Raw genomic sequence first — 15,475 nt, 5'->3', positions numbered from 1 at the left:
GCGAGCGAACCATGGACATCATGCGCCAAAAAGGATCAGACGCTGTCTCGCGGAGCGAGGCGATCGCATGATCAGGCACCCTTGGCCCGGGCTCATCGAGGCGTACCGGGACCGCGTCCCGGTCCCGGACGGCGCGCGGATCGTCACGCTCGGGGAGGGCAACACGCCCCTGCTGCCCGCGCACCACCTGTCCGAGCTGACCGGCTGCGAGGTCCACCTCAAGGTCGAAGGCGCCAACCCGACGGGATCCTTCAAGGACCGCGGGATGACCGTGGCCATCACGCACGCGCTCGCGAGCGGCCTCAAGGCGGTCATCTGCGCGTCGACCGGCAACACCTCCGCCTCGGCCGCCGCCTACGCCGCCCGGGCCGGCCTCACCTGTGCCGTGCTGGTGCCGCAGGGCAAGATCGCCATGGGCAAGCTCGCCCAGGCCGTGCTGCACGGCGCGCGGATCCTGCAGGTGGACGGCAACTTCGACGACTGCCTCGAGCTGGCTCGCAAGACTGCGAGCGACTACCCGGTCACCCTGGTCAACTCGGTGAACCCGGTGCGCATCGCCGGCCAGAAGACCGCGGCCTTCGAAATCTGCGACGTGCTCGGCACGGCGCCGGACATCCACTGCCTGCCGGTCGGCAACGCGGGCAACATCACCGCCTACTGGGCGGGGTATGCGGAGTACGCGGCCGACGGTGTGGTGAAGAACACGCCGCGGATGTTCGGCTTCCAGGCGGCCGGCGCGGCGCCGCTGGTGCTGGGCGAGCCGGTGCGCGACCCGGACACGATCGCCACGGCGATCCGGATCGGCAGCCCGGCGTCGTGGACGTCCGCGGTGGCGGCGAAGGAAGAGTCCGACGGGCTCTTCGAAGCCGTCACGGACGAGAAGATTCTCGAGGCGTACCGGCTGCTGGCCGCGCGCGAAGGCGTGTTCGTCGAGCCGGCGTCGGCCACGAGCGTCGCGGGCCTGCTCGCGACGGCCGCCGACGGCAGGCTCCCGCGCGGTTCGCGGGTCGTCTGCACGGTCACCGGACACGGCCTGAAGGACCCGCAGACGGCCCTGGCGGGCAACGTCGAGGTCGAACCCCTGGCCGTGGACCCGTCCGCGGTCGCGGCGGCCCTGGACCTGCGGTGAGCACCGGCCGGCGAACGCCCCAATGTGGCGTTCGGTGCGTCCAGCGCAACCAACGCCACATGGGGGCGCTCTCGTGACCGGGTTCAAGGTCACCGTCCCGGCGTCCACGGCGAACATCGGGCCGGGCTTCGACGCCTTCGGCATGGCGCTCGGCCTCTACGACGTCGTCGAGGTGCAGGTCACCGACGGCGGGCTCAAGGTCGAGGTGATCGACGCCGGCGCCGGTGGTGTCGCGGACGTCCCCACCGACGAGACCCACCTGGTCGTGCGGGCGATCCGCAAGACGTGCGCGCACCTCGGCGTCGAGCCGCCGGGCCTGCACCTGCGCTGCTTCAACGCGATCCCGCACGCGCGCGGGCTCGGCTCGTCCGCGGCCGCGGTGGTGTCCGGCGTCGCCGCCGGGTACGCCTTGGCGGGCCGGGACATCGACGAATTCGACGCGCTGCAGCTGGCCGCGGGCTTCGAAGGCCATGCCGACAACGCCGCGGCGAGCCTGCTCGGCGGGCTCGTCCTGGCCTGGAGCGACAGCGGGCGGTTCCACGCCGAGCGGCTCGCGCCGCACGCGTCGGTCCGGCCGGTCGTCGCCGTCCCGTCGGTGCGCTCGGCCACCGCGACCACGCGCGGCCTGCTGCCGTCGTCCGTGCCGCACGTCGACGCCGCGCACAACGCCGGCCGCGCCGCGCTCGCCGTGCACGCCCTGACGGCGAAGCCGGAGCTGCTGCTCGCGGCCACCGAGGACCGGCTCCACCAGCACTACCGCGCTCCCGCATACCCGGCGAGCACGGAGCTGGTGGCGACGCTCCGTGCACGCGGCGTGGCCGCCGCCATCTCCGGCGCCGGTCCGACGGTGCTCGCGCTGACCACCGCGGGAATACTTCCGGCGGAGGTCGGCGTTGCAGGTTTCGACGTCTTCGAGCTGCCCGTGGATCTCACGGGTGTGCAGGTTGCGGCTCAGTAAAGGCTGGGTCACGTGCCTGCCGCCGGACCCGCCACGCGGGGGGTGGTTGTTGCACCCGGCACCCGCGCGGTCTACCCTCGGGGGCGTTCGATCACCGTGCGTTTCCGCACCCGATGCCGGTCCCGGGGAATCCTCCGGATCGCATCCTTCGTCGATCCGCCGAATCCGCACCGCCTGGCACGCGGGGTAACGCGGAGGGACGCAGGCGGGTTTCCGGTCTCGGCGGTGCCGAATTCCGTGTCCTCCGTTTGGAGGACGCAAACCCCTGTGGTGGAGGCGCTCCAGCTGTGTTTCGCACGGCCGAAGAGCTCATCTCCCGTATCGGGGGGCAGATACGCCGGTTCGCGATCAGAAGCGAGCGGCAGTCCGCTGATCCGCCTGGAGGCGTGGATCGGTCAGGAAGGACATGTGTGAGCAACACCGATCTTTTGAGCGACGTGGGTAGCGACACGGCCGGTTCGAACGGCACGGCCCCCGCTCCCAAGCGGGCGGTCGGCGGGCTGACCGGTAAGACCGTCGCCGAACTGCGTTCGCTGGCTGGGGAGCTCGGCGTCGGCGAGACGACGGGCATGCGCAAGGGCGATCTGATCGCCGCGATCCGTGAGCGCCAGGGCAAGTCGCGCAAGCCGCGTGCGACGGCCGAGACGCTGCCACTGGAGGGCGTCGGCGAACCGCCGAAGGCGGCGGCTCCCAAGGCCGAGCCGAAGGCCCAGGCGCCCGCGGCCGAGACCAAGCCGGAGCCGAAGGCCGAGGCCCCCGCCGCCGCGCCGTCGGACGCTCAGCCGCAGGCCGAGCGCCCGCAGCAGGACAAGCAGGACGGCCAGCAGGGCCAGGACGGCCAGCCCGAGGAGGGCGGCCGCAGCCGCCGTCGCCGCGGCTCCAACCGCGCCGCCGGGTCCCCCGACGGCCAGCAGGGCCAGGGCGAGCGTCAGCAGGCTCAGGGCGGCGAGCGTCAGCAGGGCGACCGCCAGCAGGGCGACCGTCAGCAGGGCGACCGCCAGCAGGGCGACCGCCAGCAGGGCGAGCGTCAGCAGGGTGACCGCCAGCAGGGCGGCGACCGCAACCGCGACCAGCAGCGTCAGGGTGGCAACCGCGGCGACAACCGCAACGACCGCCAGGACGGCAACCGCCAGCGCAACCAGCAGGACGGCGGCCGCGGCGGCCCGGACCGCGACAACCGGGCCCAGCAGCAGCAGGACGACGACGAGGAAGGCGGCCGTCGCGGCCGTCGCTTCCGCGACCGTCGTCGCCGGGGCAGCGGTGGCGGCCGGGTCGAAGGCGGCTCGCCGGACACCGAGATCCGTGACGACGACGTCCTGCTGCCCGTCGCGGGCATCCTGGACGTGCTGGACAACTACGCGTTCGTGCGGACCTCCGGCTACCTCGCCGGCCCGAACGACGTGTACGTCTCGCTGTCGCTGGTCCGCAAGTACGGCCTGCGCCGCGGTGACGCCATCACCGGCAGCGTGCGCCAGCCGCGCGAAGGCGAGCAGCAGCGGCAGAAGTTCAACCCGCTGGTGCGCGTCGACTCGATCAACGGCCTGGAGCCGGACGAGGCCAAGCGCCGCCCCGACTTCACCAAGCTGACCCCGCTGTACCCGAACGAGCGGCTGCGCCTCGAGACCGAGTCGCACAAGCTCACGACCCGCGTGATCGACCTGATCATGCCGGTCGGCAAGGGTCAGCGTGCCCTGATCGTGTCGCCGCCGAAGGCCGGTAAGACCACGATCATGCAGGACATCGCGAACGCGATCTCGACGAACAACCCCGAGTGCCACCTGATGGTCGTCCTGGTGGACGAGCGTCCGGAAGAGGTCACGGACATGCAGCGGTCGGTGAAGGGTGAGGTCATCGCCTCCACCTTCGACCGGCCGCCGGCGGACCACACCTCGGTCGCGGAGCTGTCGATCGAGCGGGCCAAGCGCCTGGTCGAAATGGGCCACGACGTCGTCGTGCTGCTCGACTCGATCACGCGGCTGGGTCGTGCCTACAACCTGGCGGCCCCGGCGTCCGGCCGGATCCTGTCCGGTGGTGTCGACTCGACGGCGCTCTACCCGCCGAAGCGGTTCCTCGGCGCGGCGCGCAACATCGAGAACGGCGGCTCGCTGACCATCTTCGCCACGGCGATGGTCGAGACCGGCTCGACGATGGACACGGTCATCTTCGAGGAGTTCAAGGGCACGGGTAACGCCGAGCTCAAGCTCGACCGGAAGATCGCCGAGCGCCGGGTGTTCCCGGCGGTCGACGTCAACCCGTCCGGTACCCGCAAGGACGAGCTGCTGCTGAATCCGGACGAGCTGGCGGTCACCGTGAAGCTGAGCCGGGTGCTGCACGCGCTCGACTCGCAGCAGGCCATCGACCTGCTGATCTCGCGGCTGCGCAAGACGAAGACGAACACCGAGTTCCTCATGCAGGTCTCGAAGACCGCCCTCGGCGGCGGCGAAGACGACTGAGTCTCGGTGCGGAAGGGGTCTTCCCGGGTAGCCGGGGAGGCCCCTTCCGCGTCGGGAATAGCTGGTCAGCGGGGTGCGTTCCAGTACCCGTCAGCTCGTCTGGCAGAATTACCCGCTGAAGTCCGGCGCCGGTTCACCCCGTGGGAACGACTGGGGACCCGGAGCCAACGAGAGAGGACACCATGAAGAGCGGTATTCACCCCGAGTACGTGGTCACGGACGTGAACTGCGACTGCGGCAACAGCTTCACCACGCGCAGCACCAAGACCAGCGGCAGCATCCACGTCGAGATCTGCTCGAACTGCCACCCGTTCTACACGGGCAAGCAGAAGATCATGGACACCGGTGGCCGGGTCGCGCGCTTCGAGGCTCGCTACGGCAAGCGGCAGAAGAAGGACGCCGACGCCAAGTAGCTTTTCCCAAGGCGCCCACCCGGACTTCCGGGTGGGCGCCTTTTCTTTGAAGTAACACTGCTTGTCTTTGGTTTCCGGTGCGGAGAGGTGGCTGAGGTGGATTCGAGCTCGCTCAAGGGGCTGCTCGCCGAACACGCGGAGCTGGAGACCCAGCTGGCGGATCCGGCGGTGCACGCCGACCAGGCGCGCGCCCGCAAGCTCGGCCGCCGCTACGCCGAGCTGTCGCCGGTGGTTCGAGCCGTCCATGAGCTGGACACTGCCCGCGACGACCTCGCGACGGCGAAGGAGCTGGCGGAGGACGCCGAGTTCGCCGCCGAAGCCGAAGAGCTGACCGCGCGGATCCCCGAGCTGGAGTCGAAGCTCACCGAGCTGCTGCTCCCGCGCGACCCGTACGACGGCTCCGACGTCGTGATGGAGATCAAGTCCGGCGAGGGCGGCGAGGAGTCGGCCCTGTTCGCCGGCGACCTGCTGCGCATGTACCTGCGCTACGCCGAGCGTCACGGCTGGAAGGCCGAGGTCCTCGACTCGGTGGACTCCGACCTGGGCGGCTTCAAGGACGTCACGCTGTCGATCAAGAGCAAGACGGCGGTCGTCGACGGCGTGTGGTCGCGCCTGAAGTTCGAGGGCGGCGTCCACCGCGTCCAGCGCGTGCCGGCGACCGAGTCGCAGGGCCGCATCCACACGTCCGCGTCCGGGGTGCTCATCTACCCGGAGCCGGAGGAGGTCGAGGTCGAGATCGACCCCAACGACCTGCGCATCGACGTCTTCCGGTCCTCGGGCCCGGGTGGCCAGAGCGTGAACACGACCGACTCGGCGGTCCGGATCACGCACCTGCCGACCGGCATCGTCGTTTCGTGCCAGAACGAGAAGTCCCAGATCCAGAACCGCGCGCGGGCCCTGCAGGTGCTGCAGGCGCGGCTCCAGGCGATCGCGGAGGAGGAGGCGGCGGCCAAGGCGTCCGACGCCCGCCGTTCGCAGGTCCGCACGGTCGACCGCTCGGAGCGGATCCGCACGTACAACTTCCCGGAGAACCGCATTTCGGACCACCGGGTGAACTACAAGTCGTACAACCTGGACCAGGTCCTCGACGGCGAACTGGACGGCGTCCTCGACGCTCTGAAGACGGCGGACCGCGAAGAGCGCCTGGCGGCTCAGTCGGGCTGAGTCGCCGGCTCCCGGGGGAGCAGCCAGCACAGGCAGAACGGGTGCCCGGCCGGGTCCGCGTAGACCTGGAAGTCGTCCCCGGACGTGTTCCCCGCCGCCGGTTTCAGCACCGTGGCGCCGAGGGCCGTGACGTGCTCGTGCGCTTCGGCGAAGTCCTCGACCCAGAGGTCGAGGTGGATCTGCTGCTTCGTCGGACCATCCGGCCACTCCGGCGGCACGTGGTCGGGGGCGAGCTGAACGCCGATGGACGGCGCGCCGTCCACCATGACCATGTGCCAGTCACTGTCCTCGTCGACCTCCCCGCCGAGAACGCCCGCCCAGAAGCGGCTCTCGGCCGCGAGGTCGGCGGCGTCGAAGGTGACGACCTGGTGCCTGATCCGCATCGCCCCAGTCTGCCGGAGCGCGCCACCCGTGTCAGCGGACCGCGGGCTCCTCCGGCTCGCGGAACGCGTCGAACACCTCGGTCGCCGGCTCGGGCTCCTCGTCCGGCTCTTCCTCCGTAACCGGCGGGGCCGGCCGCGGGAAGAAGCTCAGCACCGCGAACACCGCCGCCAGGAACGTCGGGAACAGCGTCAGCAGCTGGTGCTTCACGCCCTCGACGCCCTCGCCCAGTGCGGACAGCCCGAACTGCCCCACCGCGAACAGCAGCAGGAAGAACACCACGATCCCGTACTCGCGCGCGCGGCGGCGGAACGCGCGGACCCCGGCCCAGCCGATCAGCAGCCAGAACGGGACCAGCACGAACAGCCCCAGCGGGGCCGCCAGCGCGGACAGCCCGGACAGCACCGGGACCCGGTACTCCTGCGCCATCGGCGGCAGCCCGGACGTGTCGGGGAAGCTGCCGAGCCGGGAGGGGCGCGCCGTGAGCGTGTCGGTCGCGCCCTGCTGGAGGATCTGCAGCGTGCGGCCCGGGTGGGACGCGTAGTACTTGACCACGTTGCGGCGGCTGATCTTGTCGCGGAAGCCGTTGTAGTCCGCGTCCTTCCACGGGCTCACTTCCCACCAGCCCGTGCCGATGAACTTCTTCGCGGCCGGCGGCAGGCCCAGGGCCGCGAGGTCGGCGTCCGTGTCGTGCTTGCCGTCGACGATGCTGTCGAACACCACGTGGTACATGTTCGCTTCGCGGTACTCGGCGTTGGCCGGGTCGCCTTGGGACTGCACCACGGCCGTGCCCGCGCCGACGACCAGCAGCACGCCCAGCGGCACCAGCCACCGCGCGCGGCCCTTCGCGCCGAGCGGCCGGACCAGCACCAGCGCCAGCACGAACAGCGGGATCAGCAGCAGCGTCTGCGACTTCGCGTTGATGCCGATCAGCGCGCCCCCGACGGTCAGCGCCGCGCCCCAGTACCGCCACGCGCCCGTGCGGTGCATCAGCAGCAGCCCGCCCGCGGTCAGCAGCATCCCCAGGAACCCGGCGCCCTCGCTGAGCACCGAGGCGAAATAGCCGAAGAACGCCGAGTCGGCCATCACGAGCAGCAGCAGGACGGCGGCGATGACGCGGTTGCGGCGGCTCAGCTCCAGGCCGAGGACGGTAGCCGCGACGCCCGCCGCGACGAGCACGCACGTGATCGCGCCGAGCACCAGCAGGTTGAGCTCCGCCGACGAGCCGAGCACCTTCCCCAGCTTGCTCGCGAACCAGTCGAGCCACGCCTGGCTCGAGATGTAGTCGGTGTGGCACACCTGGCCGGGCCCGTAGCTGAGGTGCACGTAGAACTCGGGCTTGATGTCGGGGTGCCGGCCGCCGAGGTCGCACAGCAGTCGCCAGCCGTCGCCGTTGTCGGCCATCCCGATCGGCCTCGGCACGAGGAACCGGAGCAGCAGAACGCCGAGGGACAGGACGAAGACGCCCAGGCCGAAGCGCAGTTCACGGGATCGCACCCGGAAGAGCGTACGAGATCACGCTGAGTCGGCGGGTGCGGCACCGGGTACCGGGCTCACCGGGCGGTGCCGGAACACGACGTAGTGGTAGAGCAGGTAGTTCCAGAACAGCCCCACGACGATCGCGGCCCCCTTCGGGACCAGCAGGTTAACGCCGGTGAACATGTGGCTGACCAGCCAGATGACGAAGAACTGCACCACCCAGAGCCCGAACGCGGTGACGCCGAAGAACAGCAGTGCCTGGCGGCGCAGGTCGCCGTCCTTCGCCCGGAAGGTGAAGTTCCGGTTCAGCGTGAACGACAGCAGCATGCCGGCCGTCGTGGAGAGGAAGTTGGCGACGAACACCGGCAGGCCCAGCGTCGCCAGCAGCGCGTAGCCGAGCACGTCGACCAGCGTGTTGCCGATCCCGACGATCCCGAAGCGCACCTGCGTGGCCGTGACAAGTCTCATCGGGCGGCGCTCCGGCTGTCTTCGGCGGACTCGGGGACCCCTGTGCGCACCGACGCCACCGTGTACAGCGGCCGGTTCTGCACCTGCGAGTACGTGCGGCCGACGTAGCTGCCGAGCACGCCGAGCATGATGATCTGGATGCCGCCGAGGAAGAACATCGCGATGGTGATGAACGCCCAGCCGGGCACCGCGGTCTCCGGCGCGAACAGCTTCACCCCGACGACGTAGAGCACGCCGACGAAGCTCAGCAGCGAGATCAGGTACCCCATCCGCGTGATCATCCGCAGCGGCGTCACCGAGAACCCGAGGATGCCGTCGGCGGCGAAGCGCAGCATCTTCGTCAGCGGGTAGCCCGTGACACCGGCGTAGCGCTTGTCGCGGTCGAACAGCACCGCCGTCTGCTTGAACCCGACGTAGCTGACCAGGCCACGCAGGAACCGGTCGCGTTCGCGGTACTTGCGCAGCTCGTCGACGACCTTGCGGTCGACCAGCCGGAAGTCACCGGTGTTCTTCGGGATTTCGACCGCGGCCATCTTCTGCAGGAACCAGTAGAACGCGGTCGCGGTGTACCGCTTGAACGGCGAGTCCTGGCGCGACCGGCGCTGCGCGTAGACGACGTCGTAGCCCTCTTCCCACTTCTCGAGCAGCTCGAGCGCCACTGCGGGCGGGTCCTGCAGGTCGCTGTCCATGACGATCACCGCGTCCGCGTCGACCAGGTCGAGCCCGGCGGTGACGGCCAGCTGGTGCCCGAAGTTGCGGGAGAACTCGATGACCGTGACCCGCGCGTCGCGCTCGGCCAGCTCGGTGAGCCGGGCCAGGGAGCCGTCCCGGCTGCCGTCGTCGACGTAGAGGAAGCTGAACTCGTACCGCCCGGCCAGTGGCGCGGTGACCTCGCCGACCGTGCGGTGCAGCACGTCGATGTTCGCTTCCTCGTTGTAGATCGGGAAGATGAACGCGACCCGGCGGCGCGTGGTCGGCTCGGTCGGCACTGGCGCTCCCGTGGGTCGGCGTCTCGGCATCCTAGGGTCCGGCGACGGCCTCGGCGAAGGTGGTCATCCGCCGCTCGAAGGTCCCGGCCGGGCCGAAGTGGACGGCCACCGCGTCCGCCCCCGCCAGGATATACGCGCGGAACAGCGCGACGACGGCGGCGAGATCGGTGCCGTCCCACTCCATCCTGGCGGTTAACCGCGGTTCACGGCCGGTCGCCATGGCCTTGAGCTTGCCGGCGCGCTCGCCGAAGTCGGCGGGGGACAGGCCGGCGCTCATCCAGCCCGCCGCCGGAGCGCGTTGGCCGGGTACTTGTCGGCCGGGCGCTGAGGGCGCCTCGATACGCTGGACGGCGTAGGACCGGCGCGTGTCCTCACGGGGCAGTTCCGCCTGGTGTGCCAGGCTTGACGAGGTGAAGGACGACGAGTGAATCGGCAGCCGCTGCGCTTGGCCATCATCGAGGCCACCCGGATCCTCGAGCGCGCGGGCGTCGCCTCGCCGCGGTTCGACGCCGAGGTGATCGCCGCGCACGTGCTCGGGGTCGAACGCGGGCGGCTGCCGATGGTGCCGCTGGTCGATCCGCCGGTCGTCGAGGCCATCGGCCAGCTAGTCCAGCAACGCGCGAAGCGGATTCCGCTGCAGTACCTGACCGGCTGGGCCGCGCTCGGGGACATCACCGTCGCGGTCGGCGCCGGGGTGTTCGTCCCGCGCCCGGAGACCGAGCTGCTGCTCGAGTGGGGCGTCAAGTTCCTGCAGGGCCGGGAGTTCCCGGTGGTGGTGGACCTGTGCACCGGCTCCGGCGCGCTGGCACTGGCGGTCGCGCACGCCCGGCCGGACGCGGTGGTCTACGCGGTCGACGTCGACCCGCAGGCGCTGGCCTGGGCGCGCCACAACGCCGACGTCCACGCGGACGCGGGCCACACCCCGATCCGGCTGTACTCGGGCGACATCGGCGACCCCACGATGTTCGCCGAGCTCGACGGCCTGGTCGACCTGGTGCTGTGCAACCCGCCGTACGTCCCGGAGGGCACGCCGGTGCCGCCGGAAGTGGCGGAGCACGACCCGCCGCGCGCGGTCTTCGCCGAGGAGAGCGGACTGGCGGTGATCCGCCACGCGATCGCGGCGGGTGCCCGGTTGCTGCGCCCGGGCGGTGGGCTGGCGATCGAGCACGACGACACGCACGGCTCGGCGGTCCCGGCACTGGTCCGGGCTCGGCGGGTGCTGACCGGGGTCGAGGACCACGCGGACCTGACCGGCCGGGCCCGGTTCGTGACCGCGCGCCGGCTGGGCTGAGCAGCCCCCGTTTTCCACGCTACCGGCAGGCACCGACAGTGCGCGGGTTTCTTCGTGCGCGGAGCCGGACTTGTCCACCGGGCCGGGCTTTGCGGGGCTGACAACCGGTCAGACTTTCGTCGTGGGGCAAGCGGGTAAACCTCCCGTCGCGGCAGAACTCCGGCAGCGCGGCTCAATACGGTCGATCACCGGGAACCACCAACCCCCGTGGGTTCCCAGTGAAGGAGCCGCAGATGCGCCCCAGCACCCCGAAAGCGCTCGCCCTGCTCGCCGCGGTCGCCGTCCTGACCGGGCTCGGCACCGGCACCGCCGCGGCGGAACCGCTCACCCGTGACTGGCCCGCCCCGATCGACGCCGCGCACTGGGAGAACCAGGACCACATGACCTGGTCCGACTACCGCAAGGTCCCCGGCACGAACTGGGCCGACCCCTCGCTCAAGCCGACCCAGCGCACCTTCAAGGGCGCCGTCGTCCTCGCCGACTACCCGGACCAGGACTTCGTCGTCACGAAGCCGGTGCACTCGACCGTCTTCGGCAACCCCGCCCCGGCCGCCGCGAACATCCCGCGGGCCCAGGTCGCCCGGTACTACCAGGACTTCCTCAACAAGCCCGAGGCGCTCAACAACGGCCACACCATCAACGAGTACTGGATGGAGGACTCCGGCGGCCGGTTCGGCGTGCAGCTGACCGCGTTCGGGCCGTACCGGATGCCCGGGAAGTCCTACGAATACGGCATGGAGTTCCAGCCGAGCGCCTGCCCGCCCGGCGCGAACTGCACCCGCGACATCCGCAAGGACGCCGGGGACGCCTGGCGCGCCGACGTCGGCGACACCGCGAAGCAGTTCGACTTCGTCTTCTACCTCTCCGCCGGCCAGGACGAGAGCTCGACCTGGCAGGAGTTCGGCGAGATGAAGTTCGGCACCAAGGAGAACGTGCCCGACAGTTTCGGCCCGCCGAACCACGACCTGCCCAACTACGCGGCCACCCGGTACGTGCCGTGGACGTCGTGGGCGTCGGCCGCCAGCATCTGGCCGAACGCCCAGGACGGCAGCTCGGTGCAGGCCGAAAGCTCCGGCCAGTCCACCTACGCCCACGAGTTCAGCCACATCCTGGGCATCGGCGACAACTACAACAACCCGTTCGGCGTCCCGCCGTCCCGCAGCTACAGCGGACCGTGGGACATGCTGTCGCGCGGCACGTTCAACGGTCCCGGCGGCCCGCACACGCGCTGGCAGATCCCGGCGACGCAGGGCAGTTCGATGGGAGCCCAGCACCAGCTGCGCAACAAGCTGAAGCTCGGCATCGTCGACCCGGTGGACGTGCTGCAGCTCGACCGGAACGAGCTGGCGTCGACCGGCCCGGTGTCGGCGCGCATCACCGCGCGTGAGGCCGAAGCCCAGCCGGGGGCGTTCACCGGGCTGAACATCAAGCTCACCGGCGGCGACAAGGCGCCGAAGTGCGACCGGTCGAAGGACCCGTTCTGCGACGGCGGCGGCTACGACAACTACACCGTCGAGGTCGTCGACCGGATGGGCTCGGACTCCTTCGCGCCGGACTCCGGCGTCATGATCACCAAGACGAAGAACAAGGACAACGCGCCGTTCGACTGGGTGATCGACGCGAACCCGCAGGACATCGGCATCACCGACTACACGAAGCCGGACGGGACACCGGCGAAGATCACCATCGGCGACTACCGGCAGCTCAACGACGCCCTGTTCAAGGCGGGCACCGAGGCGTCGAGCCCGTACGAGTACACCGACCAGGCGAACCGGCTGCGGTTCCTGATCACCGACGTGGCCCGTGACCGTCGCGGCATCCTGTCGTACTCGGTGACGGTGGCCTCGCTGGACGGCGCGGGCAGCCAGGCCCGCGGAGCGGCACTGACTCCGGCCCTGCCGTCCGTCGCCCGCGGCGGTCTCGCGACGTGCGACTTCGGCCTGCTCAACACGGGTTCGGCCCGCGGCGCCCAGACGCCGTACGACACGGACACGTACCGGCTGAGCGTGTCGACGGACTCCCGCGGCTGGGCGGTCCGCCTGCCGAACGAGCTGGCCACGGCGAAGTTCGGCGGGTACGTGAAGGTACCGGCGTACGCGAAGCGGAGCCAGGGCGGCGACCTCGCGGCCCGGGTGAAGCTGACGGCGACGTCGGTGAGCGACCCGTCGAAGACGGCGACGGCGAGCTGCACGGCCTTCGGCTTCTGACGCGCGTCCGGCCGGGCCGCCGCGAGACGGCCCGGCCGGTCACGGCGGCTGACGCACGGCGGACGTCGGCGCCCCGCCGCCGGGCGGGGTCGTCGAGTCCGCCGGGGACGGCTTCAGCAGGACGCCGACCGCCGCACCCGCCAGTGCCGTCGCGATCGTCGTCGCCGCGGCCACGGCCACGGTCGTCACCGGCGTGACCAGGGCGGTGAAGCTGCGGAAGTCCCGGACCCGCCCCCACCGCAGCCCGGCCGCGCGCGCGAGCCGGCGTTCCCAGAGCAGGCCGAGGCCGATCGACAGCACGGTCACCTGGCCGGTCCGGATGGCCAGGGCGACCCACACCGTCTGCGCCGGCGAATACGGCGCGGTCGCCATCGCCAGCAGTTCCGACGGCAGCAGCGCCAGCAGCAGGAAGCCGGCCTTCACCGTCGGCCGGTCGCCCCGGACGACCGGGTAGAACAAGCCGAACAGCCCGCCGTAGGCCACCCAGCGCAGCAACCGGGCCAGCTGCTGCAGCTGCGTCGCCGTGGTCATCAGGCCGAGTTCGACGTCGGAGCCGAAGAAGATCAGCCAGCCTTCGTAGGTCATCATCGGCAGCGCCAGCACGGCCGCCGTGGCCGCGCCGAAGAGCATGTTCTCCCGTGGCGTGACCCCGCCACCGGAGCCGAACGCCTCGGCTTCCGGCGAAATGCCCGATTGCGACGGCGGCCGGCCCACCGTTTCGTCCCACACGGCCCGCAAGCCGGCGACCGAAGTCCCCTCCTTCGCCGCCCGTTCCGGCGCGGCGCGGACGATCGCCACGCCGACGCGGTCGACGAAACGCTGCCACAGCTCGTTCCGCACGAGATCGCGGTGCTCGGGCGCCTTGATCCTCGCCAGGCGCATGCCCGCCTCGGTGCGTTTCCGCGGGATGAGCCAGCGCAGGGTCACCACCAGCGACAGCGCCGCCACGGCCGGGCCGAGCAGCGTCAGGTACGCCGGGATCGCGGCGGTCACCGCGACGGCGATCGCGGCCGCCCGGGCCAGCGGCTCGGCGTAGAGGCCCGCATCCGCCGAAAGCCCGTACAGCTGGACGATCAGCAGCGCCAGCAGGGTCAGCAGCAGCACCGTCGCGGCGCCGACGCCGATGCTCATCGGCTGGCCGAGGGCGGGGACGCTGATCAGGCCGCGCGGCGGATCGCGCAGCAGCGTCACGAGCGGCGCGAGCAGGAGCACGCCGAGGACCACGGCGGCCGCGTACCCGAGCTTGAGGTGCCGGCGGAACAGCAACGGCACCAGCGCGACCGGCACCGGGGTCAGCAGCACGCCGATGCCGAGCGCGGCAACGGTGCCGTAGTCCAGCTGCGCCTGCTCGAACAGGAAGTCCAGGACGACCGCGCCGGGGACGAGCGAAAAGCCGAGCATCGCGGCGGCGAAGGTCAGGCCGCGGGGCTCGATCAGGCGGGCCGCCACGGCCAGGAACAAGCCCGCGACCACCGCCCCGGCGAGCATCGGCAGGAGGCCGTCCCGCGGCGGCCGGGCGACCGCGATGCCCGCGGCGGTCAGCACCACCGCCAGCACGGGCAGGTAGCGACGCAGACCGCCGGTGAACGCTCGTTCACCTGTCGTCCACCGGCACCAGCCGGCGGTGAGGACCGGCGCGACGACGACGATCAGGGCGAGCACCGCGTCCCGCACCGCCCGGCGGAGGTCCGGGACCGCGGCCGACTGCTGTGTCCACAACAGCACGGTCGCCAGCACCGGCGCGGCGGTGAGGTAGACCGCCGCGCCCCGCCGGAGCGGACGCCGCAGCCGGTGCCGTGAGCGGGCGCCCGCCACCAGCAGGATCAGCCACGGCACCGCCATCGCCAGGTGCCAGAGGATCGGCCCGCGCGTCAGCGAGAAGACGTTCGTCGCCTCGGACGCCTCGGCGGCCGACGGGTCGACGCCGACCGAGACGTACAAGGCGTTCTGCACCCGGCCGGTGAACGTCAGCGCGTCGCGGCTCACCTTGGCCGGCTCGTCTCCGCCCGAGCGCACCTGGGTGATCGCCACTCCGGCCGCCCGCACGTTCAGTGTCCGGAGCGCGACCTGGCCCCTCCGGTCGCTGTCCGACTTCTCGACCAGCACCTGGGCGCGCACCTGCACCGGACGGCTCGACACGAGGAGCCGCGCGTTGAGCCCGGTGGGGCCGTACTCGACGACCGGCGCGGTGTAGGTCCCGTCCGCCGGGCCACCGGCCACCATGTGCGCCAGGGCGGCACCGCCGACGATGCCGCCACCGACGGCCGCGACCAGCGGATCGGTCCGGGGGACCGTGATGACGTAGTCGGTGTGCGCTTCGATGCCCCGCAGGCTGGTGCGGAAGGCCACGGTCACGTCCGCGACGCGGGACAGTGACGCGCCGGCCGCGATGGCGGCGTCCTGTGCGGCGGAGTACGGGGTCAGCGGCGGAAACACGACCTGCCGGGTGGGCTGCAGGCTCCCGGCCACGACCGCCGCGGCCACGGGCACCGCCGCGAGCAGCCCGGCCAGCGCGTACCGGATCGGCATCCGCAGCTCCATCG

At 71.4% G+C, this 15,475-nt stretch carries 13 protein-coding genes; 7 read left to right on the top strand and 6 right to left on the bottom strand.

Features of this window, described 5'->3' with window-relative positions; all coding sequences use genetic code 11:
* Window positions 1-67 precede the first annotated feature (67 nt).
* The 5 genes from thrC to prfA all read left to right on the top strand — a co-directional run bounded on the left by thrC (window position 68) and on the right by prfA (window position 6,117).
* Window positions 68-1,129, top strand: a complete 1,062-nt coding sequence (thrC, locus tag A3CE_RS0115465) for a threonine synthase (RefSeq protein ID WP_020641002.1) — start codon at window positions 68-70, stop codon at window positions 1,127-1,129.
* A gap of 73 nt (window positions 1,130-1,202) precedes the next feature.
* A complete protein-coding gene (gene thrB / locus A3CE_RS0115460) occupies window positions 1,203-2,087 on the top strand; it encodes a homoserine kinase (protein ID WP_020641001.1) in 885 nt (294 codons plus the stop codon).
* Between the two features lie 410 nt (window positions 2,088-2,497).
* Window positions 2,498-4,540 carry a transcription termination factor Rho gene (gene rho, locus A3CE_RS0115455; protein WP_020641000.1) on the top strand — a complete coding sequence of 681 codons (2,043 nt, stop codon included), beginning with the start codon at window positions 2,498-2,500 and terminating at the stop codon, window positions 4,538-4,540.
* A 182-nt stretch (window positions 4,541-4,722) separates the two neighbouring features.
* Window positions 4,723-4,953, top strand: coding sequence for a 50S ribosomal protein L31 (rpmE, locus tag A3CE_RS0115450; RefSeq protein WP_020640999.1), 231 nt, complete (start codon window positions 4,723-4,725; stop codon window positions 4,951-4,953).
* 96 nt (window positions 4,954-5,049) lie between these two features.
* On the top strand, window positions 5,050-6,117 hold the full coding sequence (prfA, locus tag A3CE_RS0115445) for a peptide chain release factor 1 (protein ID WP_020640998.1): 1,068 nt from the start codon (window positions 5,050-5,052) through the stop codon (window positions 6,115-6,117).
* Here the strand turns inward: prfA and A3CE_RS0115440 are convergent.
* From A3CE_RS0115440 to A3CE_RS0115420, 5 genes are read right to left on the bottom strand one after another with little or no spacing between them, the layout of a single operon-like run.
* Window positions 6,105-6,500 carry a VOC family protein gene (locus A3CE_RS0115440; RefSeq protein WP_020640997.1) on the bottom strand — a complete coding sequence of 132 codons (396 nt, stop codon included), beginning with the start codon at window positions 6,498-6,500 and terminating at the stop codon, window positions 6,105-6,107. The genes prfA and A3CE_RS0115440 overlap by 13 nt on opposite strands.
* Window positions 6,501-6,531: 31 nt before the next feature.
* On the bottom strand, window positions 6,532-7,995 hold the full coding sequence (gene wsfD, locus A3CE_RS0115435) for a glycan biosynthesis hexose transferase WsfD (RefSeq protein WP_020640996.1): 1,464 nt from the start codon (window positions 7,993-7,995) through the stop codon (window positions 6,532-6,534).
* 18 nt (window positions 7,996-8,013) lie between these two features.
* On the bottom strand, window positions 8,014-8,445 hold the full coding sequence (locus A3CE_RS0115430) for a GtrA family protein (RefSeq protein ID WP_026468508.1): 432 nt from the start codon (window positions 8,443-8,445) through the stop codon (window positions 8,014-8,016).
* Entirely contained in the window at window positions 8,442-9,434 is a 993-nt protein-coding gene (locus A3CE_RS0115425) for a glycosyltransferase (protein ID WP_020640994.1), read from the bottom strand. Before A3CE_RS0115425 ends, A3CE_RS0115430 begins: the two co-directional genes overlap by 4 nt.
* Window positions 9,435-9,465: 31 nt before the next feature.
* Complete coding sequence (locus A3CE_RS0115420) at window positions 9,466-9,711, bottom strand: hypothetical protein (protein ID WP_020640993.1); 246 nt, start codon at window positions 9,709-9,711, stop codon at window positions 9,466-9,468.
* A 147-nt stretch (window positions 9,712-9,858) separates the two neighbouring features.
* Here A3CE_RS0115420 and prmC point away from each other — a divergent pair, with 147 nt between their 5' ends.
* Together prmC and A3CE_RS0115410 are read left to right on the top strand one after the other, a co-directional pair.
* Window positions 9,859-10,725: a peptide chain release factor N(5)-glutamine methyltransferase gene (prmC, locus tag A3CE_RS0115415; protein WP_020640992.1), complete on the top strand. Its 867-nt coding sequence runs from the start codon at window positions 9,859-9,861 to the stop codon at window positions 10,723-10,725.
* Between the two features lie 233 nt (window positions 10,726-10,958).
* On the top strand, window positions 10,959-12,932 hold the full coding sequence (locus tag A3CE_RS0115410; protein WP_020640991.1) for a M6 family metalloprotease domain-containing protein: 1,974 nt from the start codon (window positions 10,959-10,961) through the stop codon (window positions 12,930-12,932).
* Between the two features lie 39 nt (window positions 12,933-12,971).
* Here the strand turns inward: A3CE_RS0115410 and A3CE_RS0115405 are convergent, their stop codons facing one another.
* Window positions 12,972-15,473 carry a hypothetical protein gene (locus tag A3CE_RS0115405; RefSeq protein WP_020640990.1) on the bottom strand — a complete coding sequence of 834 codons (2,502 nt, stop codon included), beginning with the start codon at window positions 15,471-15,473 and terminating at the stop codon, window positions 12,972-12,974.
* Between the last annotated feature and the right edge of the window lie 2 nt (window positions 15,474-15,475).

This window comes from Amycolatopsis balhimycina FH 1894 (genome assembly GCF_000384295.1).
In the GTDB taxonomy this organism is placed as follows: domain Bacteria; phylum Actinomycetota; class Actinomycetes; order Mycobacteriales; family Pseudonocardiaceae; genus Amycolatopsis; species Amycolatopsis balhimycina.
Note: the sequence above shows the minus strand (reverse complement) of the source record. Positions and strands in the feature narration are given on the sequence as shown.

Bases quoted from the DNA above. Each gene is read 5' to 3' on its own strand.
- thrC (WP_020641002.1), top strand. From the start codon at position 68: ATGATCAGGCACCCTTGGCCCGGGCTCATCGAGGCGTACCGGGACCGC.
- rpmE (WP_020640999.1), top strand. From the start codon at position 4,723: ATGAAGAGCGGTATTCACCCCGAGTACGTGGTCACGGACGTGAACTGC.
- A3CE_RS0115440 (WP_020640997.1), bottom strand. From the start codon at position 6,500: ATGCGGATCAGGCACCAGGTCGTCACCTTCGACGCCGCCGACCTCGCG.
- A3CE_RS0115430 (WP_026468508.1), bottom strand. From the start codon at position 8,445: ATGAGACTTGTCACGGCCACGCAGGTGCGCTTCGGGATCGTCGGGATC.
- A3CE_RS0115420 (WP_020640993.1), bottom strand. From the start codon at position 9,711: ATGAGCGCCGGCCTGTCCCCCGCCGACTTCGGCGAGCGCGCCGGCAAG.
- A3CE_RS0115410 (WP_020640991.1), top strand. From the start codon at position 10,959: ATGCGCCCCAGCACCCCGAAAGCGCTCGCCCTGCTCGCCGCGGTCGCC.
- A3CE_RS0115405 (WP_020640990.1), bottom strand. From the start codon at position 15,473: ATGGAGCTGCGGATGCCGATCCGGTACGCGCTGGCCGGGCTGCTCGCG.